The organism is Vibrio sp. MOR3 (assembly GCF_001557775.1).
GTDB lineage: Bacteria > Pseudomonadota > Gammaproteobacteria > Enterobacterales > Vibrionaceae > Vibrio > Vibrio jasicida.
Genome location: NZ_LNRD01000015.1, coordinates 62,625 through 86,293 on the forward strand (window position 1 = coordinate 62,625; position 23,669 = coordinate 86,293).

39 protein-coding genes are annotated in these 23,669 nt (G+C 45.8%); 15 read left to right on the forward strand and 24 right to left on the reverse strand.

Annotation, left to right across the window (positions count from 1 at the left end; all coding sequences use genetic code 11):
* Nucleotides 1-25: 25 nt before the first annotated feature.
* From ATB76_RS22205 to ruvX, 6 genes are all read left to right on the forward strand, one after another.
* Nucleotides 26-523, forward strand: a complete 498-nt coding sequence (locus ATB76_RS22205) for a SprT family zinc-dependent metalloprotease (protein ID WP_042605405.1) — start codon at nucleotides 26-28, stop codon at nucleotides 521-523.
* 150 nt (nucleotides 524-673) lie between these two features.
* Complete coding sequence (endA, locus tag ATB76_RS22210; RefSeq protein WP_038868136.1) at nucleotides 674-1,369, forward strand: deoxyribonuclease I; 696 nt, start codon at nucleotides 674-676, stop codon at nucleotides 1,367-1,369.
* Nucleotides 1,370-1,516: 147 nt separating this feature from the next.
* The gene (rsmE, locus tag ATB76_RS22215) at nucleotides 1,517-2,248 is read left to right on the forward strand and encodes a 16S rRNA (uracil(1498)-N(3))-methyltransferase (RefSeq protein ID WP_038868134.1); all 732 of its coding nucleotides are present in this window, start codon (nucleotides 1,517-1,519) and stop codon (nucleotides 2,246-2,248) included.
* Nucleotides 2,249-2,262: 14 nt separating this feature from the next.
* Complete coding sequence (gshB, locus tag ATB76_RS22220; protein WP_042605403.1) at nucleotides 2,263-3,213, forward strand: glutathione synthase; 951 nt, start codon at nucleotides 2,263-2,265, stop codon at nucleotides 3,211-3,213.
* 111 nt (nucleotides 3,214-3,324) lie between these two features.
* Nucleotides 3,325-3,888 (forward strand): YqgE/AlgH family protein, encoded by a 564-nt coding sequence (locus ATB76_RS22225; RefSeq protein WP_038868129.1) that lies wholly within the window; start codon nucleotides 3,325-3,327, stop codon nucleotides 3,886-3,888.
* A 53-nt stretch (nucleotides 3,889-3,941) separates the two neighbouring features.
* Nucleotides 3,942-4,367 (forward strand): Holliday junction resolvase RuvX, encoded by a 426-nt coding sequence (gene ruvX / locus ATB76_RS22230; protein WP_038868128.1) that lies wholly within the window; start codon nucleotides 3,942-3,944, stop codon nucleotides 4,365-4,367.
* 223 nt (nucleotides 4,368-4,590) lie between these two features.
* Here ruvX and ATB76_RS22235 read toward each other — a convergent pair whose 3' ends face one another.
* Both ATB76_RS22235 and ATB76_RS22240 read right to left on the reverse strand, forming a co-directional pair.
* Nucleotides 4,591-5,697 (reverse strand): PilT/PilU family type 4a pilus ATPase, encoded by a 1,107-nt coding sequence (locus tag ATB76_RS22235; protein ID WP_038873178.1) that lies wholly within the window; start codon nucleotides 5,695-5,697, stop codon nucleotides 4,591-4,593.
* 30 nt (nucleotides 5,698-5,727) lie between these two features.
* A complete protein-coding gene (locus tag ATB76_RS22240; RefSeq protein WP_038873181.1) occupies nucleotides 5,728-6,768 on the reverse strand; it encodes a type IV pilus twitching motility protein PilT in 1,041 nt (346 codons plus the stop codon).
* 28 nt (nucleotides 6,769-6,796) lie between these two features.
* On the opposite strand from ATB76_RS22240, the gene ATB76_RS22245 reads away from it, so the two are divergent.
* The 5 genes from ATB76_RS22245 (at nucleotide 6,797) to ATB76_RS22265 (ending at nucleotide 9,785) form a co-directional block, all read left to right on the forward strand.
* A complete protein-coding gene (locus ATB76_RS22245; protein ID WP_038873183.1) occupies nucleotides 6,797-7,507 on the forward strand; it encodes a YggS family pyridoxal phosphate-dependent enzyme in 711 nt (236 codons plus the stop codon).
* A gap of 130 nt (nucleotides 7,508-7,637) precedes the next feature.
* Nucleotides 7,638-8,456, forward strand: coding sequence for a pyrroline-5-carboxylate reductase (proC, locus tag ATB76_RS22250; RefSeq protein ID WP_042602344.1), 819 nt, complete (start codon nucleotides 7,638-7,640; stop codon nucleotides 8,454-8,456).
* A 54-nt stretch (nucleotides 8,457-8,510) separates the two neighbouring features.
* A complete protein-coding gene (locus ATB76_RS22255; protein ID WP_038873187.1) occupies nucleotides 8,511-9,068 on the forward strand; it encodes a YggT family protein in 558 nt (185 codons plus the stop codon).
* A complete protein-coding gene (gene yggU, locus ATB76_RS22260; RefSeq protein ID WP_038873189.1) occupies nucleotides 9,068-9,358 on the forward strand; it encodes a DUF167 family protein YggU in 291 nt (96 codons plus the stop codon). Before ATB76_RS22255 ends, yggU begins: the two co-directional genes overlap by 1 nt.
* A 175-nt stretch (nucleotides 9,359-9,533) precedes the next feature.
* On the forward strand, nucleotides 9,534-9,785 hold the full coding sequence (locus tag ATB76_RS22265; RefSeq protein ID WP_005449728.1) for a hypothetical protein: 252 nt from the start codon (nucleotides 9,534-9,536) through the stop codon (nucleotides 9,783-9,785).
* A gap of 48 nt (nucleotides 9,786-9,833) precedes the next feature.
* Here the strand turns inward: ATB76_RS22265 and ATB76_RS22270 are convergent, their stop codons facing one another.
* The 22 genes from ATB76_RS22270 to ATB76_RS22360 all read right to left on the reverse strand — a co-directional run bounded on the left by ATB76_RS22270 (nucleotide 9,834) and on the right by ATB76_RS22360 (nucleotide 20,358).
* Entirely contained in the window at nucleotides 9,834-10,160 is a 327-nt protein-coding gene (locus tag ATB76_RS22270) for a hypothetical protein (RefSeq protein WP_005449725.1), read from the reverse strand.
* A gap of 69 nt (nucleotides 10,161-10,229) precedes the next feature.
* Nucleotides 10,230-10,385: a hypothetical protein gene (locus ATB76_RS28495; protein WP_005449723.1), complete on the reverse strand. Its 156-nt coding sequence runs from the start codon at nucleotides 10,383-10,385 to the stop codon at nucleotides 10,230-10,232.
* Nucleotides 10,378-10,578, reverse strand: coding sequence for a hypothetical protein (locus tag ATB76_RS22275; protein WP_005449722.1), 201 nt, complete (start codon nucleotides 10,576-10,578; stop codon nucleotides 10,378-10,380). Before ATB76_RS22275 ends, ATB76_RS28495 begins: the two co-directional genes overlap by 8 nt.
* Nucleotides 10,579-10,675: 97 nt before the next feature.
* Nucleotides 10,676-11,158 carry a hypothetical protein gene (locus tag ATB76_RS22280; RefSeq protein WP_017190983.1) on the reverse strand — a complete coding sequence of 161 codons (483 nt, stop codon included), beginning with the start codon at nucleotides 11,156-11,158 and terminating at the stop codon, nucleotides 10,676-10,678.
* Between the two features lie 12 nt (nucleotides 11,159-11,170).
* Nucleotides 11,171-11,869, reverse strand: coding sequence for a hypothetical protein (locus ATB76_RS22285; RefSeq protein WP_042602342.1), 699 nt, complete (start codon nucleotides 11,867-11,869; stop codon nucleotides 11,171-11,173).
* 2 nt (nucleotides 11,870-11,871) lie between these two features.
* Entirely contained in the window at nucleotides 11,872-12,447 is a 576-nt protein-coding gene (locus ATB76_RS22290) for a hypothetical protein (protein WP_042602341.1), read from the reverse strand.
* Entirely contained in the window at nucleotides 12,444-12,875 is a 432-nt protein-coding gene (locus tag ATB76_RS22295) for a hypothetical protein (protein ID WP_025556576.1), read from the reverse strand. Before ATB76_RS22295 ends, ATB76_RS22290 begins: the two co-directional genes overlap by 4 nt.
* Before the next feature lie 3 nt (nucleotides 12,876-12,878).
* A complete protein-coding gene (locus ATB76_RS22300) occupies nucleotides 12,879-13,253 on the reverse strand; it encodes a hypothetical protein (protein WP_042602340.1) in 375 nt (124 codons plus the stop codon).
* On the reverse strand, nucleotides 13,250-13,441 hold the full coding sequence (locus tag ATB76_RS22305) for a hypothetical protein (RefSeq protein ID WP_005449709.1): 192 nt from the start codon (nucleotides 13,439-13,441) through the stop codon (nucleotides 13,250-13,252). Before ATB76_RS22305 ends, ATB76_RS22300 begins: the two co-directional genes overlap by 4 nt.
* Before the next feature lies 1 nt (nucleotide 13,442).
* Nucleotides 13,443-13,568: a hypothetical protein gene (locus tag ATB76_RS28845; RefSeq protein WP_017190988.1), complete on the reverse strand. Its 126-nt coding sequence runs from the start codon at nucleotides 13,566-13,568 to the stop codon at nucleotides 13,443-13,445.
* The gene (locus tag ATB76_RS22310) at nucleotides 13,568-13,903 is read right to left on the reverse strand and encodes a hypothetical protein (RefSeq protein ID WP_017819655.1); all 336 of its coding nucleotides are present in this window, start codon (nucleotides 13,901-13,903) and stop codon (nucleotides 13,568-13,570) included. Before ATB76_RS22310 ends, ATB76_RS28845 begins: the two co-directional genes overlap by 1 nt.
* A gap of 11 nt (nucleotides 13,904-13,914) precedes the next feature.
* A complete protein-coding gene (locus ATB76_RS22315; protein ID WP_005449706.1) occupies nucleotides 13,915-14,745 on the reverse strand; it encodes a major capsid protein P2 in 831 nt (276 codons plus the stop codon).
* 2 nt (nucleotides 14,746-14,747) lie between these two features.
* Nucleotides 14,748-14,882: a hypothetical protein gene (locus ATB76_RS28850; protein ID WP_017190990.1), complete on the reverse strand. Its 135-nt coding sequence runs from the start codon at nucleotides 14,880-14,882 to the stop codon at nucleotides 14,748-14,750.
* Between the two features lie 139 nt (nucleotides 14,883-15,021).
* Entirely contained in the window at nucleotides 15,022-15,789 is a 768-nt protein-coding gene (locus ATB76_RS22320; RefSeq protein WP_042602339.1) for a hypothetical protein, read from the reverse strand.
* Nucleotides 15,755-16,228 carry a hypothetical protein gene (locus ATB76_RS22325; protein ID WP_061036127.1) on the reverse strand — a complete coding sequence of 158 codons (474 nt, stop codon included), beginning with the start codon at nucleotides 16,226-16,228 and terminating at the stop codon, nucleotides 15,755-15,757. The genes ATB76_RS22320 and ATB76_RS22325 overlap by 35 nt, the downstream gene beginning before the upstream one ends.
* Nucleotides 16,215-16,745 carry a hypothetical protein gene (locus tag ATB76_RS22330; protein WP_061036128.1) on the reverse strand — a complete coding sequence of 177 codons (531 nt, stop codon included), beginning with the start codon at nucleotides 16,743-16,745 and terminating at the stop codon, nucleotides 16,215-16,217. The genes ATB76_RS22325 and ATB76_RS22330 overlap by 14 nt, the downstream gene beginning before the upstream one ends.
* A complete protein-coding gene (locus ATB76_RS22335; protein WP_017190992.1) occupies nucleotides 16,738-17,055 on the reverse strand; it encodes a hypothetical protein in 318 nt (105 codons plus the stop codon). The genes ATB76_RS22330 and ATB76_RS22335 overlap by 8 nt, the downstream gene beginning before the upstream one ends.
* A 68-nt stretch (nucleotides 17,056-17,123) precedes the next feature.
* Complete coding sequence (locus tag ATB76_RS22340; protein WP_017190993.1) at nucleotides 17,124-19,082, reverse strand: hypothetical protein; 1,959 nt, start codon at nucleotides 19,080-19,082, stop codon at nucleotides 17,124-17,126.
* An 18-nt stretch (nucleotides 19,083-19,100) separates the two neighbouring features.
* Nucleotides 19,101-19,298 carry a hypothetical protein gene (locus ATB76_RS22345; RefSeq protein ID WP_017817579.1) on the reverse strand — a complete coding sequence of 66 codons (198 nt, stop codon included), beginning with the start codon at nucleotides 19,296-19,298 and terminating at the stop codon, nucleotides 19,101-19,103.
* Entirely contained in the window at nucleotides 19,295-19,648 is a 354-nt protein-coding gene (locus ATB76_RS22350; RefSeq protein WP_042602336.1) for a hypothetical protein, read from the reverse strand. Before ATB76_RS22350 ends, ATB76_RS22345 begins: the two co-directional genes overlap by 4 nt.
* Before the next feature lie 22 nt (nucleotides 19,649-19,670).
* A complete protein-coding gene (locus tag ATB76_RS28500; RefSeq protein WP_017817581.1) occupies nucleotides 19,671-19,847 on the reverse strand; it encodes a hypothetical protein in 177 nt (58 codons plus the stop codon).
* A 280-nt stretch (nucleotides 19,848-20,127) separates the two neighbouring features.
* The gene (locus ATB76_RS22360; RefSeq protein ID WP_005449688.1) at nucleotides 20,128-20,358 is read right to left on the reverse strand and encodes a helix-turn-helix domain-containing protein; all 231 of its coding nucleotides are present in this window, start codon (nucleotides 20,356-20,358) and stop codon (nucleotides 20,128-20,130) included.
* Between the two features lie 103 nt (nucleotides 20,359-20,461).
* On the opposite strand from ATB76_RS22360, the gene ATB76_RS22365 reads away from it, so the two are divergent.
* The 4 genes from ATB76_RS22365 (at nucleotide 20,462) to ATB76_RS22380 (ending at nucleotide 23,665) form a co-directional block, all read left to right on the forward strand.
* Nucleotides 20,462-21,118, forward strand: a complete 657-nt coding sequence (locus ATB76_RS22365) for a S24 family peptidase (protein WP_042602334.1) — start codon at nucleotides 20,462-20,464, stop codon at nucleotides 21,116-21,118.
* Complete coding sequence (locus ATB76_RS22370) at nucleotides 21,115-22,098, forward strand: tyrosine-type recombinase/integrase (protein ID WP_042602333.1); 984 nt, start codon at nucleotides 21,115-21,117, stop codon at nucleotides 22,096-22,098. Before ATB76_RS22365 ends, ATB76_RS22370 begins: the two co-directional genes overlap by 4 nt.
* A 161-nt stretch (nucleotides 22,099-22,259) precedes the next feature.
* Nucleotides 22,260-22,691, forward strand: coding sequence for a DUF4426 domain-containing protein (locus ATB76_RS22375; RefSeq protein ID WP_038873192.1), 432 nt, complete (start codon nucleotides 22,260-22,262; stop codon nucleotides 22,689-22,691).
* Nucleotides 22,692-23,062: 371 nt separating this feature from the next.
* Nucleotides 23,063-23,665, forward strand: a complete 603-nt coding sequence (locus ATB76_RS22380) for an XTP/dITP diphosphatase (RefSeq protein ID WP_039977626.1) — start codon at nucleotides 23,063-23,065, stop codon at nucleotides 23,663-23,665.
* The last annotated feature ends 4 nt before the right edge of the window (nucleotides 23,666-23,669 follow it).

A 23,669-nucleotide genomic window follows, 5' to 3' on the forward strand; every position in this document is an offset into this window, starting at 1 on the left:
TTTTATTAAGTATAATGAGGTAAGTGTGGATATAGAGCTGAGCTACAAAGCCAAACAAGTGATGGCAGGTTGCATCACGAAGGCAGAGCAAGCATTCAAACGTTCTTTTCCGATGCCCGCAGTCACATTTAATGTTCGTGGTAAAGCTGCAGGCAAAGCTTACCTACAATTGAATGAAGTTCGTCTAAATCCAAAGCTTTTTAAAGAAAACCCGCAAGCTTTTCTAAAAGAAGTGATACCACATGAAGTAGCACATCTCATTACGTACCAAGTATACGGTCGTGTTCGCCCTCACGGAAAAGAATGGCAAGGTGTGATGGAAGCCATTTTTAACGTGCCAGCTAAAACAACTCACAGCTTCGATATCGCCTCTGTGCAAGGTAAGACCTTTGAGTACCGCTGCGCTTGCACCGCCTATCCGCTCTCAATTCGACGCCACAATAAAGTCATGCGTAAAGAGGCCGTCTATTCCTGCCAAAAGTGTCGAAAACCATTAAGCTTCACTGGTACTCAACTCTCTTAACTCTCCTCAATAGAAATATTCAGATTCCTAAAACAGAGATTGTCGTTCTCAAACGGCCTCTTTTTGCCCATTATTGTTAACACACTCATCACTAAAGCTAATTTCTGCATGTTAGAATGAATAAAGTCATACTTTATAAAGACTTTAATCATGAAATACCTGTTCTCTTTATTCCTGTTTGCGCTTTCTAATGCCGTAATTGCTGCGCCACCGACCTCTTTCTCTGCGGCAAAACGTGAAGCGGTTAAAATATACAAAGATCATCCAACCAGTTTCTACTGTGGCTGTGATATCAACTGGCAAGGTAAGAAAGGTGTACCGGACCTTGCTTCTTGTGGCTACCAAGTGCGTAAACAAGAAAAACGTGCTTCTCGCATCGAGTGGGAACACGTGGTCCCAGCTTGGCAATTCGGCCACCAGCGTCAGTGCTGGCAAGATGGCGGACGCAAAAACTGCACAAGAAACGACAAAGTCTTCAAATCTATGGAAGCCGATCTCCACAACCTAACGCCAGCTATCGGAGAGGTAAACGGTGACCGCTCTAACTACAATTTCAGTCAGTGGAATGGTATGGACGGTGTCAGCTATGGCCGCTGTGAAATGCAGGTTAACTTCAAGCAACGTAAAGTCATGCCACCAGACCGCGCTCGTGGCTCGATTGCTCGCACCTACCTATACATGAGCAAAGAGTACGGCTTCAAACTGTCTAAGCAACAAACTCAGTTAATGAGTGCGTGGAACAAAACCTACCCTGTCGACAAGTGGGAATGTGAGCGTGACGAGCGCATTTCAAAGGTTCAAGGCAACCATAACCCATTTGTACAAGAGGCTTGTCGAGCACTGTAATTCCCCTCAAAAATACAGCGGCAAACTTGTGCTAATTGAGGCGTAACTATTTACTGCAAATGGAAACGCCTCTTGCCCCTTGTTTTTTCGGTGGAAAGCATCCATGTTAGTGTCTAAACACTCGCGTATGCAGGAAATCGAAACACGATGCGTATCCCTCGAATTTATCATCCAGAAACCATTCAACAACTTGGCGCACTCGCTTTAAGTGAAGATGCAGCAGGCCACATTGGCCGAGTCCTTCGCATGAAAGAGGGACAAGAAGTCCTCCTTTTCGATGGCAGTGGCGCAGAATTTCCAGCCGTGATTAGTGAAGTCACGAAAAAGAATGTGATGGTTGAATTAACCGAGCGTGTAGAAAGCAACATTGAGTCACCTTTAGATCTGCATCTTGGTCAGGTTATTTCTCGCGGCGATAAGATGGAATTCACGATCCAAAAGTCTGTTGAGCTTGGTGTTAATACAATCACACCTCTTATCTCTGAACGTTGTGGCGTAAAGCTAGATCAAAAACGCTTCGAGAAGAAACTCGCTCAATGGCAAAAAATCGCAGTGAGCGCTTGTGAACAATGTGGTCGCAATGTCGTGCCTGAGATCCGTCCAATCATGAGTTTGGAAGAATGGTGTCAAGAAGCGTACGACGGTTTAAAACTGAACCTTCACCCACGAGCGAAGTACTCAATCAATACCCTGCCAACGCCTGTCGAAAAAGTACGGCTATTGATTGGCCCTGAAGGCGGTCTATCTTCAGAAGAAATCGGCATGACACGCGAACATCAATTTGAAGAAACGCTACTCGGTCCTCGCGTACTGCGCACCGAGACTGCGGCTCTTACCGCAATTACAGCCTTACAAGTTCGTTTCGGCGATCTTGGTTAAAACGGAGAAAAACAATGATCAAACTCGGTATTGTTATGGACCCAATCTCGTCCATTAACATCAAGAAAGACTCTAGCTTTGCCATGATGCTTGAAGCGCAGCGCCGCGGTTACGAAATCCACTACATGGAAATGAATGATCTTCATCTAGACCAAGGTAAAGCAATTGCGGATACCAAAGTGGTTGAATTAAAAGAAGATCCAACTGGCTGGTACGAATTCAAATCAGAGCAAACTATCGAGCTTTCTGAGTTAGATGCGGTTCTGATGCGTAAAGATCCTCCATTCGACACTGAGTACATCTACGCGACTTACATCCTTGAACGTGCTGAAGAACAAGGTGCACTAATCGTTAACAAACCACAAAGCCTACGCGACTGTAACGAGAAACTGTTCACGGCTTGGTTCCCTGAACTCACACCAACTACTATCGTGACGCGAAAAGCAGAGAAGATTAAAGCTTTTCGTGAAGAGCATGGTGATGTGATCCTAAAACCACTTGATGGCATGGGTGGTGCATCTATCTTCCGCGTAAAAGAGAACGATCCAAACGTATCTGTGATCATCGAAACGCTGACTAACCACGGCCAAAACTACGCAATGGCGCAAACCTTCGTACCTGACATCAGCAATGGTGACAAGCGTATTCTTGTGGTTGATGGTGAACCAATGCCTTACTGCCTAGCTCGTATCCCTGCAAAAGGCGAAACGCGCGGCAACTTGGCTGCTGGTGGTACCGGTGAAGCTCGTCCACTGAGTGAAACTGACATGAAAATCGCACAAGCCGTCGCACCAACATTGAAAGAGAAAGGTCTTATCTTTGTTGGCCTTGACGTGATTGGCGACAAGCTAACGGAAATCAACGTCACCAGCCCAACGTGTATTCGTGAAATTGAAGCAGCATTTGATATTTCTATCACTGGTAAGCTCATGGATGCGATCGAACGTCGTATCAAAGGCGAATAACTCAAACTGTAGTACAGTTAATAGAGAGCGTTGAACATTAACTTAAGCAAACTCATGCACATATCAGTGCGTGACGTTTGCTTAAGTACCTACTGAAAGGTCGAAATGAGAATGAACCTCACAAACTATTTCTTAGTTGCTATGCCGGGAATGAAAGACCCCTACTTTCAGAATAGTGTTATCTATGTCTGTGAGCACAATGAAGAAGGTGCGATGGGGCTAATGATCAATGCTCCGGTTGATATTACAGTAGGTAGCATGCTCAAGCAGGTCGAAGTACAACCTGTTCACCCGCGCCTGTTTGAAGCGAGTTTGGACAGGCCTGTTTATAATGGCGGCCCTGTTTCTGAAGATCGTGGTTTTATTTTGCATAAACCAAAAGATTATTACGAATCGAGCATTCAAATGACTGACGAGCTGGCTGTCACCACTTCCAAAGACATCCTGTCGGTACTCGGCACAGAGGCAGAACCAAGTGACTATCTTGTTGCGTTAGGTTATTCAGGTTGGAGTGCTGGTCAGTTAGAAACCGAACTGGCTGAAAACTCATGGCTGACGATTGAAGCCACACCAGAGATCATCTTCGATACTCCTATTATCGATCGTTGGAAAAAAGCCGTCGAAAAGCTAGGTATCGATCCGAGCCAGTTATCTTCTGACGCCGGACATGCATAACCCACTTGCGTAATACGTTAAGTTTTCCACCCAATTGAGATTCGAGACACATTATGTCACGCACTGTTATGGCCTTTGATTTTGGCACCAAGAGTATTGGTAGCGCGATTGGCCAAGAAATTACTGGCACCGCTTCACCATTAAAAGCGTTTAAAGCCAATGATGGCATTCCAAACTGGGATGATATCGAAAAACAAATCAAAGAATGGCAACCAGACTTATTGGTTGTTGGCTTACCGACAGACCTGCACGGGAAAGATCTAGAAACCATTACGCCACGAGCGAAAAAGTTCGCCAACCGCCTTCAAGGCCGATATGGCTTACCTGTTGAGTTGCATGACGAACGTCTGTCGACAGCAGAGGCTCGTGCTGATTTATTCAGTATGGGTGGCTACAAAGCGTTATCGAAGGGTAACATCGACTGTCAGTCAGCGGTGGTGATTCTTGAAAGTTGGTTTGAAAACCTTTGGGGTGAGTAGGCATTCAAGCACAAAGAAAAAAGGTTGGCTTCTGCCAACCTTCTTCATTTCTGGAGTAGATTATACCAATCACAGTAAATAAGTGATCAGAAATAGCGTAGGGAAAATGCTTGAGAACAAGGCGCAATTTTTCGATAAGTAGTTATTCTACAATCAAAAATTGCAACGCAGTTATCGAGTATTTTAACAAGCTAGAATGACCAGTTATTTACTACGATTGGTATTAATCCATATCGATCTTAACGTTCGCCAGCGTGCCTGTAGAGAAAGCTTCACCGCGTTGCGTCTTCAACATCAAACGCAGATCGTTAGCTGAATCCGCACTGTGCAATGCATCTTCTTCACTGATCTTGCCTTGCATCACCAATTTATAGAGCGACTGATCAAACGTCAGCATCCCGAACTCATTAGAGCGTGCCATGGTGGTTTTTAACTCATGCAGATCACCGCGACGGATCAGATCAGAAACTCGTGGACTATTTAGCAGAATCTCAAACACGCCATGACGTCCTTGACCGTTTTTATCACGGATCAGCTGTTGACCTACTACGCCTTTTAAGTTCATCGACAGATCAAACAGGAACTGATCTTTCTGATCTTTTGGCACTAGGTGCAAAATACGCTCAAGTGCTTGGTTTGCGTTATTCGCGTGCAATGTAGCCATACACAAGTGACCAGTCTCGGCAAAGGTCATCGCGTATTCCATCGTTTCGCGGCTACGGATCTCACCAATCAAAATCATGTCAGGCGCTTGGCGTAATGAGTTCTTTAACGCTACTTCATAGCTGTCGGTATCCAATCCCACTTCACGCTGAGTCACGATACAACGCTTGTGCTCGTGCACAAATTCGATTGGGTCTTCAACTGTCAGAATGTGACCTGTTTTATTGCTGTTACGGTAACCCGTCATCGCCGCCATAGTGGTCGACTTACCGGAACCTGTAGCACCAACCACCAGCACTAAGCCACGTTTCGCTATCGCAAGATCTTGCAACACTAAAGGCAGCTTAAGCTGTTCAAACGTAGGAATGTTGGTTTCGATACGACGAATCACCGCACCAGGTAATTCTCGCTGAAAGAAAGCACTAACACGGAAGCGGCCACAATCTCGGACAATCGCAAAGTTTGATTCTCGACTTTTACGAAACTCCTGACGTCGCTCTGGATCCATTGCACTATCGAGCAGCATGGCTACGTCATTTTCACTCAACTTATCCCCTTGCGGACGCAGTTCGCCATCCACACGAAATAAGATCGGCGCACCAACCGTGATATAAAGATCCGACGCTTTTAACGCCAGCATGCCTTCGAGAAATTTATTCAAATCCATCTTCCGGGTTCGCTATTACCTATGTGATCGTTACGAGAATTGCTGCGCTTCGATTTCGACTTTCTTGTCGACTTCTTCACGCGATACCATACCTTGAGCCATCAACTGACGGGCATTTTGTTCCATGGTTTGCATGCCATGTGCCGCACCGGTTTGAATGATCGAGTACATCTGCGCCACTTTATCTTCGCGGATCAAGTTACGGATTGCTGGCGTTGCCATCATGATCTCATGACAAGCAATACGGCCTCCACCATTTCGCTTAAGCAGCTTTTGCGCAATAACCGAACGCAACGACTCCGACAGCATCGAACGCACCATGTCTTTGTCACTACCTGGGAATACGTCGATAATACGGTCGATGGTTTTCGCTGCTGAGCTAGTATGCAGCGTACCGAAAACAAGGTGACCCGTTTCAGCAGCCGTCAGCGCCAAACTGATAGTTTCTTTGTCACGCATCTCACCAACTAGAATGACATCCGGGTCTTCACGTAACGCGCTGCGAAGCGCATTTTGGAAGCTATGCGTATCACGGTGTACTTCACGTTGGTTGATCAAACACTTATTGTTGTTGTGAACAAATTCAATAGGATCTTCAATTGTAAGAATATGCTTGTTGTGATTACGGTTAATGTAGTCAACAATGGCAGCCAAGGTTGTCGATTTACCCGAACCTGTTGGACCGGTAACCAGTACTAAACCTTTTTCTGCGTTAGCAATCTTTTTGAAGATCTCTGGCGCTTCTAGCTCTTCCAGTGTTGGAATGCTACTTGGGATGGTACGGAACACCGCCGCACAGCCACGAGATTGGTTGAAGGCGTTGACACGAAAACGGCCAACATTGTGCAATTCAAATGAGAAATCGACTTCGAGTTTTTCTTCGAATTCACTGCGCTGCGCATCGTTCATGATTTCAAAAACCAAACGGTGCACTTCTTGGTGTGTAAACGCTGGAATGCCCAGTTTTCTCACATCACCATCAATACGAACCATTGGTGGTACACCTGCAGAAAGATGTAGATCCGAAGCATTATGTTTTACACTAAAATCCAGTAACTCAGTGATATCCATTTAAAATCCTTAAGTCTAAAGTACAGCTATGAGTAGTATTCAACAAAACATTGAACATATCACCTCTCAAATTCGACACGACGAACAAAAATGTGGCCGTTCTCCAGAGTCAGTGCAACTTTTAGCAGTAAGCAAAACTAAACCTGTCGAGGCGGTTCTCGAAGCCTACCAATCAGGCCAAGTGGCGTTTGGTGAAAACTACGTCCAAGAGGGCGTCAGTAAAGTTCAGCACTTTGCCGAGCATTATCCAGATTATCGAATCGAATGGCACTTCATTGGGCCAATTCAGTCCAATAAATCACGTCCTGTCGCTGAACATTTCGATTGGGTTCACACCATTGATCGCGCTAAGATCGCTCAACGTTTAAATGACCAGCGCCCAAGTGAGCTAAAACCGTTACAAGTGCTGATTCAAGTAAACACCAGTGGTGAAGATTCTAAATCTGGCGTCAACGATGCAGAAATATTCGAGCTGGCTGAGTTGATTTCTCGCCTTCCAAACCTCACGTTAAGAGGGTTGATGTCGATTCCTGCTAACGTGCCAGATTACGAATCACAACTGCGAGCGTTCAAACAATTATCTGAACTTAAGCACAAGCTAGCTCAGCAGTACCCAGATGTCGACACGCTCTCTATGGGCATGAGTGGTGACATGGATGCTGCTATAGAAGCGGGCAGTACTATGGTGCGCATCGGCACCGCTATTTTTGGCGCACGAGACTACGGCAAACAGCAATAAAAGCGCATTGTTGCCAGACACCGTGAACTTGAGTCTGACGGCCTTTCTTTGGGCAGTCAGAGCAAAGTGGTGCGATTATACACCCGTGCGCACAACAAATTGTAAGAATTTATATTTGGAAATCAGACATATGGAACATAAAAAGATTGCCTTTATCGGCGCAGGGAACATGGTGAGAGCCATTGTCTCGGGTCTCGTCGCTAATGGCTACCCTGCTCAAAACATTGTCGCAACCGCGCCATCTGAGACGCGCCGCCAGCCTCTTGAGCAAGACTTTGGTATCCGTACCACCAGCGATAACATCGCAGCTGCAACGGAAGCGGACGTGGTGGTATTGTCTGTGAAGCCACAAATGATGGAGGAAGTGTGTAAACCACTGCAATCTATCGACTTCAGCAACAAACTGGTTATCTCTATCGCAGCAGGTATCAACTGTTCACGTTTGGATGACATGTTAGCGAATAAGCTCAACTTGGTTCGCGTGATGCCAAACACACCATCCCAACTTGGTTTGGGTATGAGTGGTCTATATGCGCCTGAATCTGTATCAGAACAAGACAAAGCCTTCGCAACAGAACTAATGCAAGCATGCGGTAAGGTGTGTTGGGTTGGGCAAGAATCGGGCATCAACAACGTTATTGCAGCAGCAGGCAGTGCACCGGCGTACTTCTTCCTATTTATGGAAGCGATGCAAGCTGAAGCGATTGCTCAAGGCTTCGATAAAGACACCGCACGCATGTTAGTTCAGCAAGCAGCACTTGGCGCTGCAAGCATGGTAGTGGAAAATCCAGAAACTGAACTTTCAACGCTACGCGAGAACGTGACATCAAAAGGTGGCACAACGGCAGAAGCGCTACGTACGTTCAACGAACATCAACTGTCTGATATTGTGGCGAAAGCAATGCAAGCTGCGGTTGCTCGCGCTGAAGAAATGGAAAAACTGTTTTAATTATCTGAACGGCACAACTAGGGCGTGTCGTTCTTTACTTGTTAAGGGTACCTTATGAATTCAATGAGTTTTCTCATCTCAACCCTATTTGACCTGTACATCATGGTCGTCATTTTGCGTATTTGGTTGCAAGCTGCCCGTGCAGATTTCTACAACCCATTCTCGCAGTTTATCGTTAAAGCAACACAGCCAGTTGTGGGGCCATTACGTCGAGTCATCCCTTCTGTCGGTGGTATCGATCTAGCGACAGTGCTTTTTGCTTACGTACTGTGCGTACTTAAGTTCGTTGCATTGATCCTGATTGCATCAAGTGGTTCGGTTTCTTTCAGTGCCGATTTCCTATTCCTAGGTTTGTTATCATTAGTTAAAGCCGCTGGTGGCTTGCTGTTCTGGGTTCTATTGATCCGTGCCATTCTAAGCTGGGTAAGCCAAGGTCGCAGCCCAATCGAGTACGTATTCCATCAATTAACAGAACCAATGCTCGCACCAATTCGCCGTATCCTACCTGCGATGGGTGGTTTTGATTTAAGCGTACTCGTATTGTTTATCGGTCTGCAATTCGCGAACTTCCTAATGGGTGACGTGATTGGTCCAATCTGGTACCAACTATAATGTCAGCCGCCGTTTGGCTCGATGGCGAGGATGTCATTCTCAAACTCTATATTCAACCAAAAGCGAGCCGCGACAAGGTCGTCGGCTTGCATGGTGAAGAGCTTAAAATTGCCATCACCGCGCCGCCTGTCGATGGTAAAGCGAATGCACACCTAACTAAGTTTTTGGCGAAACAATTCAAAGTTGCTAAGGGCTTGGTTCACATAGAAAAAGGTGAACTGGGACGTCATAAGCAAATTCGGATAGAATCTCCAATACAAATACCAAGCGAAATTAAAGCCATCATTTGATGGCTTTTTATTTAGACTAAGCACCTAATTTAAAAGAAAAAAACAAAAAACACTCCCACAAAAAGACCACAACAAAAAAAAGACCGCTGTAAAATAGCGGTCTTTTATCTAAATGGCTCCTATACTCAACATATTGTTTATGCTTGATTAAAACGATACAAAAATAGGAGACTTAATGAATCTGAATTTTTATCAAATAGACCCAGACGTTTGTGACGAGTGGGACACTACATTAAACGAACCATTGCTAGTAATGAGAGATGCAAATTCCACTGACATTCCCTCTTTAGGTGAGTTTTTTGTCCTTCCTGTCGGTTCTTTTCTTTACAAAACAACCAAAATTATTCGACGAGTTGAAGAAAGTCGACCAGATATTTTTACCACAACCGATGTCGATATTATCTTAACGCCAGCACTGATTGATTGAGCGTGACATTTGCCAATTTAATACCGAGCGAGACTCAAGGCTCGCTCACTACAATACAAACACCATAACCCCAGCAGCGCTAACCATTAACGAAAAGACACCAACTAAAATAATATTGTCTTTGTATGTGTGCAGCTCTAACAAACGTCTTTCAGCAATTAGTAAATTAGATTTTGCACTATCCATGTCACTCCAATTCTCTGATAAATCTAATGGTTGAGAATTTAAATACTCACCCAATAGCTTTACGTTCATTTCTAGTTCCGATAAAGAGTCATCAGCCCAGATAGACTTAAAACTAACCTTCACCTCTTCTGCATGCGTTGCTAGATTTGAAGAAAACTCAATCAAATTGTCTTTAGTGATAACTTCCATGTTTAATCCTGCAAAAGCACTTTCTATTGACTATATTCTAGCGCACTAAATACAACTAAATGACTTTTCTTAATTAGCCTTGCTCTCTAACCGAGTAATCCGCTCATCCATCTTTTCCATCATCAGACGCAGCCACTTCACATCAGTTTTAAGCGTAACACCTACGCCAATTCCACTGAATAAAGCACTCACTGCAGCAACGATAATCGTCTGGTACTCAGCCATTAAACTCATCTCGGATTGTTTCCCACAAGCCAAGCAGCATTGGCGCAGCCACACCAATCAGACCACCCATTTGCACACCTTCCGGTGTTACGCTTGCGGTTAATAATTCAGGGTGCCCCGTTGCTAATGCGATACCCGCACCTAGCAAAGCAATCCCTTTTTTTGTTGATGGTTGTTTCAAATCTATTTTCATGATGTTGGCTCCTAACCGTTGATGCGCTTCCAGATATAAGCGCTGATTAAAGCGGTCAGAATCCCAACCACTAACTTTTGCATTACTTCTTGTTTGGTCATGCGAGTGCTACCCCTTCGGCGGCATCACTCAGTGAGTAATAACGCCCCACTTCCATAATCGACATGGTATGAACAAGGCGAGCCATAAAGGCATCGTCATACAGGTTCAAAGGTGCATTTCGATTTACACCCAACTTACCGGATACAAACTGAATGTAGTTATCCGTGTCGTTGTTATCGCTTGCTGGCGCCCATCGGTGAATGATGCCTGACAGCGTATTTAGCCCATACAAGTTCTGATAGTTGCGGATGAGTTTCGCCGCCGCACGAAAGCCATATTTCGAATCAGAAAAGGTTTCAAATGCCTTATCTTTCGAAGGCGTTACCTTCCCCGTCCAAGCGTTGCCACTAATGCGAATGTTGAGCGGGTTGTTATTGCGAATACCGCGATTGAGTTGTGATTTCATAATCTTTTGCCCCTGATACAGAGAGAAAATTAAGATGACAGCAATAATGGTGATGATGAGCTTGCGAGCCATAACACCTCCCTGTTAGTTGGGTACTGGTGAACCCGACTCTGAGCTCGGCTCGCGCGGCACGAACGTCAGGTCTATTGATGACACATCCAAGCCAATAATCACGACATCGCCACTGTGAAGGTATAAATCACTCACAACGCCTTTATTGGTTCTGCCACTGTCAGCGGCGTACACGGGGTCGGCTTGAATTAACAAGTGAGGAAAGACCTTTTGCTTATCTTTGATGGTATCTTTGCCAATCAGCAAAACGCCCGTTTCGTTAACGGTGACACGCTGCCCTAGTTCTGAGGCTTTGCCGTGAACGGTTGTACTCTTTAGCTCAAGCTTTCTTAGGTAGCCGTCATTCTCTTTGATGACGTTGCCCTGCTCATCTGCCAGCACAATGTAAAAACCCAATTCGCCTTGGAAGCCAGATAGGCGAGCCATTGCGGAGATATTGAAGAACACTCTTACTAGCTCCCCGTCACTTTCAAGCTTGGGACGGATGAGGGGCATAATGTCCATATCCCCATCTTCAACATAACTCGGCGCATCGTATTTAATGAAAAAGCCGTCTAGGTCAGCATTCCACCCAGTGTCATTGTTAGGCATGAATCGCCCTTGAATAATCGGCAATGCGCTACCAGAGCCAGATTCACCTGAGTTCATGTGCTTATACAAAAATTCGATTTTATTTCGGCTGCTACCCGTTGGTAGCGGTGGTAGTGCCATGGTTAATACTCCAATAGTTGCGCGGTATCTGGCGCTTTTCCTGATAACTCGAATGCCGCCGTCGTTTCGATGGTGACCGTTTCGCCAGCTGCAAGCTCAAAGCCCTTGATACTCACCAAACCTGTATTGCTCGATGGCGCTTTGATAATCACCCCTTTGCGGTTGGCATTTGCGGGAATAGGCAATGGCAATTCACCACGACGCCCAATAAGGTTGTCGCCAACGTGCACATGGATGGTTTGACCTTCTTCGATAGTGACGTTAGGCAGCTCGCTCACTTTCATGCTTTGCCCTGGTAACAATTCGACCTTTGGCATGGCTTGAATTTCGAGCTTTTGTCCTTCGACTGGAGGGGTAAAATCACCGCTGCCATGTTCAAATGACAGCTCACCTTCACCGCTGAGTAAGATGCGCCCCATTGGCTTGCCATAGCGAAGCACTGAACCACTAGGTAGCGTGAACTCTTCACCCGTCGCATCTAATCGCACCGACAATTTGCCCTGATAGGACTCGATGAATAGCCAGCTCGACTCCACATTGAGCGGCACTTCTTGCTCTTTAATAAGTGTCAGGTTCATTTCTGCACCGCCTTAAACAGGACAAAACCAAGTACGAGCACAATGATTGCCATCAGAATCAACTGCTGTTTGTTTAGCGCGCTTTGTCCGTTGTCTTGTTTGAACTTGGCAAGCTCGGTCAGCTTGTCTAAGTTCTGTGTGTTTTGAGCCGCTTGGTTACCCGCAAGCCCCGCTATCATTTGAAGGTTTTCGCTATTGCTTGAGCTGTACTCTTTGAGTGCGCCATTGGCGAGTGATAACGACTCATCAAGCGCGTCACCTGCAAAGTTAAACGACTTTTCAACGCTGCCGTGGTCGGTGACCGTGGCATTAATCGTTGAGCCTTCGATACCACTTAGCGCAACCCCAAGGTTGTCGCCGCTAATGGCATTCTGGCTACTGGTATTTTTGGTACTGGTTTTATTGCTTGAACTGGATTTACCACCCATGCGCTAAACCTCCCATCGCAATAATTGGTGGTCGCCTTGCGCCATGGTCGATACATTGCCAAGGCGTTTGAGCAAACGTGCCACCAATGGAAAATACGTTTTGGTGGTAATCGCATCTAAGCCGCTGTTTTTCACGTAGGCAGCCAGTTCCCGAGAGGCATTCACTGCCCCTTTTCCCTCGACCGCCCACACAAAGTAATCATTGCCGACCACTTCACCCGCAACCGCTAAACGATAGTCATCACCATGAATGAGGTAGATACTGACAAACCCATCTTCAATGGCTTGCTCCATCACCTCGAAGTCATCAGGGCAAGCGCGAAACGCTTCGCGCAGTTGCTCTTTTATGCCTTCGTCATGCGTTACCACCTGAATCATTTGAGTACCTTTAGGGCAACGATGACCAGTATCGCAATGGCAAGAATGAGCCAAGGACTCACGCCACCACCCATGTTGATACCGCCGATAGATTGCCCTGATTGGTTACTGCTTTTCGCTGCCGATGGTCCAGCCGCACCGCCTTGCAGACCACCGCCACCCGTTAAACTGGTTAATGAACCCAGCATATCAACCCCTTTTAAGCCAGATAATCAGCGCAAGCACCACCACAATGAGCCACGCTGATTTGTTGATTTCCTTGGCAGTCAAAAAGCCAAGGGTTAATCCAACAATTCCCAGATAGACGATTGGCATCACTTGCCCCCTTTGAGCGCAAATGCCAATCCACCGAACACAACCAGCAGCAACACCACCACAATGGCAATGGTCTGCCATTGAACACCGTTACCGCCTGTATTCACTGGCTGTCCGTTTGGTTGCTGATAGTTGTTATTGTTGGCGCGGTTTTCGTCTGGACTGGCTGACTTAGCACGTTCTAGCTCGTTACCCATCTTGATACCGAGCCAGTCATTACCGAAGTCGCCCACGACATCGACCGCACCACCAACAAGCTCGCCCGCACCTTCTAAGATGCTGTCAAACCAACCGCCAGAGCTGGCGGTGGCTTTTGCTTGGTCAGGTAAGGACATTGCTCACCCCCTTAATTCGCTGAGATAGTGCCCACTTGCTCAATCGCTTCAATCAGCACTGGCACACTGCCCGTTTGAGACTTATCAAGCTCGAATTGAAGCTGTTTCATGGCATTGGTAGGCAGACGACCTTCCACGCCAAAGCCAGTACGAACAAAATCAAGGCTGAACCAACCGTTATTTTGCTCCAAGCCAACAATGGCAAGGTCAAAAGCGTTATCGGCTTTGTTGACGTTGATTTCTTCGACGCTGTCGCGAAGAACGCGAACACGGTCAATGGATGCGTCTTTGAAGTGAATACGCTTCAATGACAGCAAAGGTGAGCGCTCAGCAAAATCAAACGGCGTACGACCTGTTGCACTTGCAAACCAAGACAGTGAGTAAATGCGTGGCAAGTAAATACGTTGTGATTGAGCTTGAGTCGTGTGAGAACGTGCGCGGATGCTTGGCGCCGCTGTGCCACCCGCTTTTGATGCAAGCTGGATGTAAACAAACCAGATTTCACCTTGCAGAGTCACTAGCTCACCAGTACGCACACCACCTTTTGTACGCAGCGTTAGATCTGCAAAAGGAATAACGTAACGTCCCGCCTGAGTGAACTGTTTGCGGTGCTCTTGAAGGTCAACCAAGTCTTGACCTGTTAGGTTGTAGACTTCTTTGCCGTTTAGCGTGATGCGTACACGCTCAATATCGGCTGGATTGAGAATGTCAGTTACCAGCTCAATGGATTGGTAAGTTGGACCACTAACCAAGCGTAAGCTTGCTTGATTGCCCCAATTCACCCCTTCTACAGGGTCTAAATCGAGTGGACGAGGGTTAAATGGTGTGTTGAGTAGTTCCATAATTAAAACCACCCTGCATTGCCGTTAAGCTGTTCTTTAACTGGCTTAAGTGCGCCAATGTTGTTGATTGCCGCTAATACCAATAGCGCAACGACAACCGTCATCAGCATAGTTTTATGACTTGCTTTCATTTTCATGTTTTCCCCTGATTCGCATCGTTGGAAAGAGTTAAAAGAGCCATTATCAAATCAGACAACCACACGGCGGTCACTGACTTTAAACCTATAGGTTAAACGAATAACCTATAGGTTTAGATGTGAAGTAAATCACTGTCATTTAGCGATAATTTAAGCTGAGCTTTGCCCCTGTCGCGCAGTTAAACGCCTTGTGTTGAACGTTACCAATGCCATCGCACACCAATAAATATTCTGCGATAGGCTTATTGATTCGCAGTTTGTTTATCTTGGCAGATTTCAATTGAGCAATGGTGTTCACGTCCAGCCCTCGTCTATCTGCTAACCATTGCGCATCTGCCATTGAGTTAACCGCACCAATCCACCAAACGCTTGATTGCTCGGTGACGGTTTTCGGCACTTCTTGCCCTCGTTGAAAAACCGTGTGCACAACCAGCCCATATTGACGACCACCGCGAAGCAGCTCACCCGCTCGCCCTTTAAGCTTGCCATTGGTTTCAACACAAGAAGCCAACTCTTCAATGATGATGTGTAGCTTATCAGCGCGACCATTACCCATTGACCACACCACCGATGAAAAGAACTCCAACTCTCCCGCTGTCGCGCCTTTACTCGGTACGTAAGCCAACTTAAACGGTTTACCACGTCTACGTGCCATCACTAACGCCTTGAGAAAACCGAGACGCGTACTTACCCCAAGGCATCGCTGACCGCGAAATTTCGCCCCTGCATAGTTTCGATACGGGTCAAAAAACACCGCTTGAGCCGATTTGGGAACCAGCCCTAGGTGTTTAACGGCTGAGGTTTTCCCGCCTCCCGTTCCCGCCACATAAATCGTATGCTCAGCATCGTGTGACGAGTTCGAGTTTACAGGGTTAGGCAGTGCCAGAGGTTGAGGCTTTTTCGCCATGCTCCGCCTCCATCTTGCTACGTTGAAGCGCTTCAAGCTGTTTTCGTGATGCGTAGACCAAACCCAAGATAGCAAGAACAAGCGTTGCCTCTTCGATGTAGTCCCCAAACACTGCCATCAGCGTTGAACCATGCTTTTCAAACACTGGAATAGCCGCATCAATACCCGCTTGCTTGCTTTTGGCGTCAAACTCAAATTCAACACCAGAAATAACCGCCGTTGCTTGCTCAGTTAAGGTAAACGCCACTTCCAACAGTCCCGCCACCGCTTCGCTGTTGGTTTCTGTCGTGTCTTGGTTAGTCGCGCTAGGTTCGGTTACGTTAACCGTTTCGCTATCTGCTTGCTCTTGTTGCTCAAGCTGTTGAATGACCGCCCCAAAATCGCCCCAATCATCAGCGGTGTTTGTGTCTTCAAGTAAGACGCTATCAGGCTGCGACATGCTCACCCCCTTCTTTTTGCGGTTTGTTTACCAACTTGCGAAACACCCAAAGCGCAAACCCCAACGCTAAAAGCACCATCATTACGCGCTTAACCGTCTTGTTACCCCACAATGTAAGCGTCTTAGTGTCAGTCTGGTTAACGGTCTCTGTTTCGGTTTCCTCTACCGCTTCACTGACTTGGTTAACGGTTAACTCTTCGGTTTCATCACTTAAAATAACCGTTTCATTTTCGACTTCGATTTCAGGTTCACTAACCTGTACTGGCGCGGCTTCAAGCGGTTTAAGGTCGCTTAATTCCGCGACCATATTTGCGCTAATAAACTCGCTCCCGCGCTTACTGATTGAGCTGTTACCACACTCAGGACAGCGGTAATACAAAATACCGATATTGCGCCCGTTTTTTGGTGTTTCACCAGTTGCAATCAATTTGCCTTCACCGCATTGGTGAACGGTTGAGGCAGATTGGCAAACCGGACAAGACACATAACCGCGAACTGGGTTTTCGACCTTAGCCATGGCTCACCTCTGCCTCTTCAATACCGTTTAGCGCATGTAAATCAGCAGTGATGCGAGCGCGAAGCTTAGCGCGTCCAACACTGTTGATTTGCTCTAGTTGCTCGATTTGCTCAAACAGGTTTACAGGCAAGCCTAAACCTTCTAGGGAAATGTTGCCGCTCATCAGCATTGGCATGGCGGTTTTCATAATCGACTTTGAGTCCATCCCTTTTAAGCTGGCAATCTGCTTTTTCAGTGATGCCGTTAACTGGTCAGCCGCATCCAGCGCGGCAAGGTCACGCTGACAATCATCAATAGATAGTGTTTTCATAATATTCCCCTGTCTCTCGACGTTAGTTGTTAGTTAAAGATGCCCCTGATTCACATCGTTGGCAGAAGTTAATGAGTCGCCTCTGATTCGCATCGTTGACGAACTTGGTAGGAAGCCTCCAAGTAGGCATATTTGTTTGCCATTGCTAGGTTTATTTCATCCTCATCAGGCTCAGGTATCGGCGGCAAACTATCCAAAACGCTTCGCCAGTAAGCTCGACGCTCTAAAAAGCGCTCACGTTCACTTTCGTATTGCTCCCGAGCAGATTCGCGTAAATCACTCAGGTCTATTTCGTGAGATTTCCCGTAAATCTCTCGCCTTAGAATCTCATCATGCTGCCCCATCGCACCGATAAGCTCCATTGACCATCCGCGCGCCCCTGTTGCCCACATAAGAAACTTATCCATTCGAGCCTTGGCGTCCTCACCATCAAAGGTGATAGAGAAAGCATTCTTGGTGGACACATTCATCTCACGAGCTTTCATATCTTGCGCTACATTCTTTGCTGCTCTCTCTAAGCGGATAATGCGCGCTTTCAGCTTGTTCAAATGCTCATCAGGCTTGCTTTGCTGCTCAGCAATACCAACCGCCTTCACCGTTTGTGCTTTTTGCTTATTGATGCGAGCGATTGAGCGCTGCATTGGTTTTTTCCATTGCTCCAGCTTGTAGCCAAGCTCTTTGATGACTGCCGTAATGTTATCGGTGTCAAACGTGGCGAGCGTCTCCCAAGCTGGCGCGCGTGAACAACGTGCAATGTTGTAGCGATTACCTCGAATTAACCCTTGGTCTGCATTCTCACCTTTTGCGGCATAACCAAGCGCTTTGATTAAATAGGTGCTGGCTGCCTTGGGCTGTTTTATCCATTCGATGTGCGCCATCCCTTTACCCCAAAGTCCCTCAAGACGTTTAGCCCAATCACGAAAATAAACAGGCTCCACCGACCATCGCATAATGAGGTGAATATGGGGGTTAGGCTCGCCAATGATTTCATTGGTTTGAGGGTCTTTGCTTGGTGGACACTCAGCAACCCAAACATAATGAAAATCAGCTTTTTCCCTGTCTGGACCAAATGGCGAAGGCTTGGCTTTATAGTGTGGATTTATCTTTTCACCCGCCTCAGTTTCCCAACCGCGCTGGTACATCTTTTTGCACCCATCAAGAAAGCGGGAAACCTCTCGCCCCATAGTGGTCTCTGCCGTTTTTACAATGGTGAAAGGCTTTTTCGGTAGTAAGGTGTATTGCCCATCTTTACCGTGAACAATCGTTCCTTTGTCTCGAATAAATTCGATAGGAGTAAATGGTCTGCCTTCGGCTTCCGCTTGTGCGCCAAATAGTGCAAGTCGCTGCTCTTTAGTAAACGTCAGCGTGATAAACGTTGTGAATCCGTCATGACATTGGGCGACGTACGCTCCCGACTCAAAGATTTTTGACACGCTACGTTTGGTTAACTGTTCGGTGAAGCGCTCACCTGTATTTGCATCCGGTGCCGAACTAGGTGGCGTTTGTGCCACAACTTGCGCTCGATATTGCCCTGACCATTTCCGGTGCTGGATATGCAAGCTTGAAGGGGCTAATTGTTTCTCAAATTCATAGCAAGGCTTACCAACTGACGGTAACACCCTTGCTTTGTTTCGCTCTGTGGTCGAATACAACGCATCAATGTTGTCATGCCCTAAACGGCTATCAAGCTCCGTCTTTTGCCCCGTAGGGTGCTGTAGCGTTCGCAGACGCTTAGTGATTCGGTGTATTTTTTGGCTCTTTTTCTTGTGTCGGACTTTTGCGCCCTTGGACAAGCCTATTGTCTCCGCGCTATCGCGCGCCGCTTCGCGGATGTGTTTCGTGCGGATGAAATGCAGTTGCTGCGCTTCACGGATTTTTTGGTTCTCAATCTCAGCCCATTCGGAAAAATTCGAATGTTGGTAAAATTTGGAACCTAAAAAACCCGCTTGATAGCAGGCTTCGGCTTCTTTGATTTTATCCAGTGGGCGGATGGCTCCACCCACATGTAGCAACTCTTCAATTTTCATTCTGTCACCAGTGACGGGCTATAAATTCTCTAGAGAAACGTACTTACCTGACTTGGTATCTCGCAGGGTGTTAAAGGTTAAATGGCGATGTTCACAACAAGCTTTTGCCAACATGTGAAACTCACTTTCTCTGTCTTGGGGAACCCATAGAGTGACCTTCTTTAAGCCTTGCGCTTTCTTGCTGGCTTCGTACTTAGCGTTTCGACTTGTTTTCATGGCAATTCCGCCAATCGCTTACCTGCCGTTCTAAGCTTGCCCGTAGCACTCTTAAAGCTCTCAATATCTGTGATGACATAGTATTTAGAGTTCATGAAGCCCCGCTCAGTTGAAATACTCTTATCAAGCATGTTGGAGGCGTGGACTAAATCCTTTCCGGCTTGTTTTGTCTGACTGTCCTTGTATTGCTTCTTTGCCTTTTTGTTTTCAAAGTGCAATTCAAACGTAAAGTATTCACAGACAGGACATTGTTTTATTGCAGGAAATACCGTGAACACCTTTTGTGTATAGCTTTTGGTGTGGTCGCAATGGCTACAACGGTAGTCTCTAGTGATAGGTGCAAGTGTCATGATTACCTCTCTAAACGATGTGTTATGAAATCAATTCTTTGTGTTTAATGGCTTGCAAACGTGCCGCACGTTTATATTCAGCTTGCCCCTTTCGACTAAAGCGATAATCCTGACCACTGCGCGGCTTTGGCTTCCCAAAATTAGGGAAATACTTGGCTTTGATGCCTTCTATCGTTTCAATCCCTTTTTCAGTTGGCATACTCACCTCAATAATTTTTGAGACGGCTAAGTTGCCCCGTGCGCTTAAAATGTCTTAAGCGCAACTCTATTGCTCCAAAGTTACGAAGCTCTAGATTTCTATCGCTCAAGCAGCAACGCACTAAAGAGACTATGTGTACTTGGTGTACTTCTTTGACTTGGTATTTGCTGAACACTTCGTAATAACCAAGGAAGCGAGCCGCCCCTTCCATAGTTCGCTCTACGCTATATATTTCGCGAAATGCTTTTTGGGTATCTGACCTATTGCTCATACTTCCCCCTTAAAAAGCTCTAAAAAAGTTATCTTTTGCTCGTTCATCAGCATCAGCCTTGGCGTGCTCCCAAAGCGCAAGCATGTTGATGTAAACCTTCTTTTCTCCTCGCTTTTTCTTTTTAATTGGCAGCCTTCCCTCGTGAACCATATTGCGTACAGATTGAGGAGTAACTCCCCAACGGCGCGCAAATTCATCGACAGGCAAATAGGGCATATCTGGTTGCATCGGTGTATTCATGCTATCTTTCCTTTACATTCAAACGCACTCAAACGCTTTTGTTTCTTATATATACCAATACTGGCACACATATATTCCACTATCAAACCGATAAAGGTGCAAAATGAAGGGTGACATTAGTTTTTCTAATAGGTTGAACCAGATTAAAGGTGAGCTATCTGGTAGAAAATTTGCGGATAAATGTGGTGTATCACACACCGTAATGGGGCGTTACCTCAGTGGAGATACATCCCCGACCTTGGAAGCACTAATAAAAATTTCTCGTGCTAACAATGTGAATATTGATTGGCTAGCAGGGGTAGACAATGTCTCTTTTGAAAATGCTCGCTTTTTGAGCGCTTCTGATTTTGAAACTATTCCCCTTTACTCTGCCGAGGCGAGTGCTGGTTGTGGCAGCTTTCAGCATGACGACTCCATTATTGGCGAGCATTTGATTCTAGTTGAAGACTTAAAGCGCTTAGGAATCAAGAAAGAGGACGCATGCGCTATAAAGGCGAGAGGAGACTCAATGACACCGACCTTAATGGATGGTGATTTATTGGTTGTTGATACTCGTGAGCAAATTGGCGTGTACGATGGCGTCTATGCTATTTCCGTTGACAATCAACTGCTGGTTAAGCGCTTACGTTATGACATTGCGAGTCAGGGCTACCATATCATTAGTGATAACCCTGAACATGATAACTTCCTTCTAACCAAAGATGAGCTGAGCCGCTTGAGAGTTAATGGGCGTATTCGTCAGGTGGTGAAAAACCTATGAGCATCAAAAAACAAGGTGATAGATACCTTGTCGATGTTCGCCCGCAAGGTAGAGATGGGAAGCGGTATAGGCGAAAGTTTGAGACTAAATACGAAGCCAGCCAGTACGAAAAACATATACTTGCTACTGCTCACAACAAGGATTGGCTCGAAAAACCAGCAGACCGCAGAACGCTAAAAGAGTTGATTGATTTATGGTGGAAATATGAAGGGCAAAGTAAAAAAACTGCTACTACATACCACCGTATACTGAAGCAAATCGATGTCGAACTAGACAGCCCTAAAGCCTACCAAATAAACCACAAGATGCTTGCAGACTATCGAGTCCATCATCTGGACAATAACAAAGCCATGACTACGTTTAATCGAAAGATTATGTGTCTGAGTAATGTTTTTACTGTTTTGATGGAAGCTCAGGAATATAGCGGAACCCATCCAGTTAAAGGCTTTAAGTTAAGAAGACCAAGAGCAAGAGAAATGCAATTTCTGTCTCAAAATGAGATGGATATATTGCTTACTTCTTTGTCTGGCGACGCTCTAAAAGTTGCCAAGCTATGCTTAGCCACCGGAGCACGATGGGGAGAGGCTGAGGGATTGAAAGGCAGCCAACTTGTTAATGGTCGCGTCACCTTTGTGGATACAAAAAATGGAAAAAACAGAACAGTTCCAATAGATAAGAAGCTCGAACTGGAAATTCAAACAGGCAACAGCGGAAGGTTATTTTCTGATTGCTACAATGAGTTTTATGCAATCCAAAAACGCTGTGATTTTGGGTTACCCAGAGGTCAAGCATCCCATGTATTGAGGCATACATTCGCAAGTCATTTTATGATGAATGGAGGCAACATACTTGCCCTACAAAAGATACTCGGACACTCCACCATTCAGCAAACTATGACCTATGCGCACCTTGCCCCTGATTACTTGCAGGACGCTGTTAAATTCAACCCCTTAAGAAGCCCACAAAATGACCACAATTAGTATTAATAACCAAACATATGTAAATATAAACAGTATAAAGAAGCCTTTAAAATAAAGGAATTACCTTATTTTAATAGGATTTAAAAGCCTTCATTTGATGGCTTTTTATTTACGATTTTCGTATCAAATTAAATAACGAATATCGATTCGAGGAAGTAATAATGAGCAAATGGATTACCGCCCTATTGATCAGCCTTTTATCTTTACCAAGCATGGCAGGTCAGTTCAAAACCATGAAAGACATCGAAGTTCACTATGTTGCGTTTAACTCTACCTTTCTGACGTCAAAGATCGCTCGTAGCTACGACATCAAACGTAATGGCTATAATGCAGTAGTGAACATCAGCGTATTAGACAGCGCCTCACTAGGTAAACCAGCAGTTGACGCAAAAATCACTGGCCAAGCAAAGAACTTGATTGGCCAAACGCAGAAACTCACCTTCCGAGAAGTAAAAGAAGGTAATGCGATTTACTACTTAGCTGAACTTGGCATTACCAACGAAGAAACTTTTACCTTCGATATTGACGTTAAAGCTGGAAACAAAGGCTCAGGTAAGCTTAAATTCACCCAGAAATTTTATGTCGAAGAGTAATTGGGTTGTGATGATCTAAAAGCTTTTAGAACATCATAACCTTAGGGTTTGTTTACCTTTCGAGCTGATTTTTGCAGCGAATTGTTGGGTATTTATACAAGGCAGAGACTTTGCTATGTAGCTAGCCTACATGAGAAGTCGATAACGCAGTAGAAATGACCAACAAACGCTGCCCAAAGGGTTCGGCTAAAATCGTTTTATGCTTTGTTAAGGAGTATTTGCTTAGAGTGACTAGGCGACACACTCCTTGCCTCACCTAAAACGATTTTATCTCGAACAAAATTTAACCGCGAAAGGTCAACAGACCCTAGCACCAATTTAATCAGGGAGAACACTGCGTTCTCCCTTTATCGCTACAGAAAGAGACGACCATGAAAAAGATAGTGCTAGCAACAGGCAACCAAGGCAAAGTTCGTGAGATGGCAGATCTGCTGTCTGACTTCGGTTTTGAAGTATTAGCGCAAAGTGAATTCAACGTATCTGAAGTAGCAGAAACTGGCACTACTTTCATCGAAAACGCGATCATCAAAGCTCGCCATGCAGCACAAGAAACGGGTCTTCCTGCGATTGCGGACGACTCTGGCTTAGAAGTCGATTTCTTGAAAGGCGCGCCTGGCATTTACTCTGCACGTTATGCAGGTGAAAAAGCCTCTGACCAAGAGAACCTAGAAAAGCTACTTAAAGCAATGGAAGGCGTACCAGAAGCAGAGCGCACCGCTCGTTTCCACTGCGTATTGGTTTTGATGCGTCATGAGAACGATCCAACCCCTATCGTTTGTCACGGTAAGTGGGAAGGTCGCATTCTAACTGAAGCACACGGTGAAAATGGCTTTGGCTACGACCCAATCTTCTTAGTACCTGAAGACAACTGCGCGTCTGCCGAACTTGAGCCAGCACGTAAAAAACAACTGTCTCACCGCGGTAAAGCACTCAAATCGTTGTTTGCTCAACTGTCTGAGCAAGTGTCTCAGTAATCAC

Bases quoted from the DNA above. Each gene is read 5' to 3' on its own strand.
- ATB76_RS22350 (WP_042602336.1), bottom strand. From the start codon at position 19,648: ATGACACTTGCACCTATCACTAGAGACTACCGTTGTAGCCATTGCGAC.
- ATB76_RS22380 (WP_039977626.1), top strand. From the start codon at position 23,063: ATGAAAAAGATAGTGCTAGCAACAGGCAACCAAGGCAAAGTTCGTGAG.
- yggU (WP_038873189.1), top strand. From the start codon at position 9,068: ATGTCAGCCGCCGTTTGGCTCGATGGCGAGGATGTCATTCTCAAACTC.
- ATB76_RS22310 (WP_017819655.1), bottom strand. From the start codon at position 13,903: ATGTCCTTACCTGACCAAGCAAAAGCCACCGCCAGCTCTGGCGGTTGG.
- ATB76_RS22360 (WP_005449688.1), bottom strand. From the start codon at position 20,358: ATGAATACACCGATGCAACCAGATATGCCCTATTTGCCTGTCGATGAA.
- ATB76_RS28495 (WP_005449723.1), bottom strand. From the start codon at position 10,385: ATGGCTGAGTACCAGACGATTATCGTTGCTGCAGTGAGTGCTTTATTC.
- ATB76_RS22280 (WP_017190983.1), bottom strand. From the start codon at position 11,158: ATGGCTCGCAAGCTCATCATCACCATTATTGCTGTCATCTTAATTTTC.
- ATB76_RS22320 (WP_042602339.1), bottom strand. From the start codon at position 15,789: ATGGCGAAAAAGCCTCAACCTCTGGCACTGCCTAACCCTGTAAACTCG.
- ATB76_RS22345 (WP_017817579.1), bottom strand. From the start codon at position 19,298: ATGAAAACAAGTCGAAACGCTAAGTACGAAGCCAGCAAGAAAGCGCAA.
- ATB76_RS22315 (WP_005449706.1), bottom strand. From the start codon at position 14,745: ATGGAACTACTCAACACACCATTTAACCCTCGTCCACTCGATTTAGAC.
- proC (WP_042602344.1), top strand. From the start codon at position 7,638: ATGGAACATAAAAAGATTGCCTTTATCGGCGCAGGGAACATGGTGAGA.
- endA (WP_038868136.1), top strand. From the start codon at position 674: ATGAAATACCTGTTCTCTTTATTCCTGTTTGCGCTTTCTAATGCCGTA.
- rsmE (WP_038868134.1), top strand. From the start codon at position 1,517: ATGCGTATCCCTCGAATTTATCATCCAGAAACCATTCAACAACTTGGC.
- ATB76_RS22225 (WP_038868129.1), top strand. From the start codon at position 3,325: ATGAACCTCACAAACTATTTCTTAGTTGCTATGCCGGGAATGAAAGAC.
- ATB76_RS22365 (WP_042602334.1), top strand. From the start codon at position 20,462: ATGAAGGGTGACATTAGTTTTTCTAATAGGTTGAACCAGATTAAAGGT.
- gshB (WP_042605403.1), top strand. From the start codon at position 2,263: ATGATCAAACTCGGTATTGTTATGGACCCAATCTCGTCCATTAACATC.
- ATB76_RS22240 (WP_038873181.1), bottom strand. From the start codon at position 6,768: ATGGATATCACTGAGTTACTGGATTTTAGTGTAAAACATAATGCTTCG.
- ATB76_RS22285 (WP_042602342.1), bottom strand. From the start codon at position 11,869: ATGGCACTACCACCGCTACCAACGGGTAGCAGCCGAAATAAAATCGAA.
- ATB76_RS22325 (WP_061036127.1), bottom strand. From the start codon at position 16,228: ATGTCGCAGCCTGATAGCGTCTTACTTGAAGACACAAACACCGCTGAT.
- ATB76_RS22275 (WP_005449722.1), bottom strand. From the start codon at position 10,578: ATGAAAATAGATTTGAAACAACCATCAACAAAAAAAGGGATTGCTTTG.
- ATB76_RS22245 (WP_038873183.1), top strand. From the start codon at position 6,797: ATGAGTAGTATTCAACAAAACATTGAACATATCACCTCTCAAATTCGA.
- ATB76_RS22305 (WP_005449709.1), bottom strand. From the start codon at position 13,441: ATGCTGGGTTCATTAACCAGTTTAACGGGTGGCGGTGGTCTGCAAGGC.
- ATB76_RS22265 (WP_005449728.1), top strand. From the start codon at position 9,534: ATGAATCTGAATTTTTATCAAATAGACCCAGACGTTTGTGACGAGTGG.
- ATB76_RS28500 (WP_017817581.1), bottom strand. From the start codon at position 19,847: ATGCCAACTGAAAAAGGGATTGAAACGATAGAAGGCATCAAAGCCAAG.
- ATB76_RS22370 (WP_042602333.1), top strand. From the start codon at position 21,115: ATGAGCATCAAAAAACAAGGTGATAGATACCTTGTCGATGTTCGCCCG.
- ATB76_RS28850 (WP_017190990.1), bottom strand. From the start codon at position 14,882: ATGAAAATGAAAGCAAGTCATAAAACTATGCTGATGACGGTTGTCGTT.
- ATB76_RS22290 (WP_042602341.1), bottom strand. From the start codon at position 12,447: ATGAACCTGACACTTATTAAAGAGCAAGAAGTGCCGCTCAATGTGGAG.
- ATB76_RS22295 (WP_025556576.1), bottom strand. From the start codon at position 12,875: ATGGGTGGTAAATCCAGTTCAAGCAATAAAACCAGTACCAAAAATACC.
- ATB76_RS28845 (WP_017190988.1), bottom strand. From the start codon at position 13,568: ATGCCAATCGTCTATCTGGGAATTGTTGGATTAACCCTTGGCTTTTTG.
- ATB76_RS22255 (WP_038873187.1), top strand. From the start codon at position 8,511: ATGAATTCAATGAGTTTTCTCATCTCAACCCTATTTGACCTGTACATC.
- ruvX (WP_038868128.1), top strand. From the start codon at position 3,942: ATGTCACGCACTGTTATGGCCTTTGATTTTGGCACCAAGAGTATTGGT.
- ATB76_RS22340 (WP_017190993.1), bottom strand. From the start codon at position 19,082: ATGAAAATTGAAGAGTTGCTACATGTGGGTGGAGCCATCCGCCCACTG.
- ATB76_RS22270 (WP_005449725.1), bottom strand. From the start codon at position 10,160: ATGGAAGTTATCACTAAAGACAATTTGATTGAGTTTTCTTCAAATCTA.
- ATB76_RS22235 (WP_038873178.1), bottom strand. From the start codon at position 5,697: ATGGATTTGAATAAATTTCTCGAAGGCATGCTGGCGTTAAAAGCGTCG.
- ATB76_RS22300 (WP_042602340.1), bottom strand. From the start codon at position 13,253: ATGATTCAGGTGGTAACGCATGACGAAGGCATAAAAGAGCAACTGCGC.
- ATB76_RS22330 (WP_061036128.1), bottom strand. From the start codon at position 16,745: ATGGCTAAGGTCGAAAACCCAGTTCGCGGTTATGTGTCTTGTCCGGTT.
- ATB76_RS22375 (WP_038873192.1), top strand. From the start codon at position 22,260: ATGAGCAAATGGATTACCGCCCTATTGATCAGCCTTTTATCTTTACCA.
- ATB76_RS22335 (WP_017190992.1), bottom strand. From the start codon at position 17,055: ATGAAAACACTATCTATTGATGATTGTCAGCGTGACCTTGCCGCGCTG.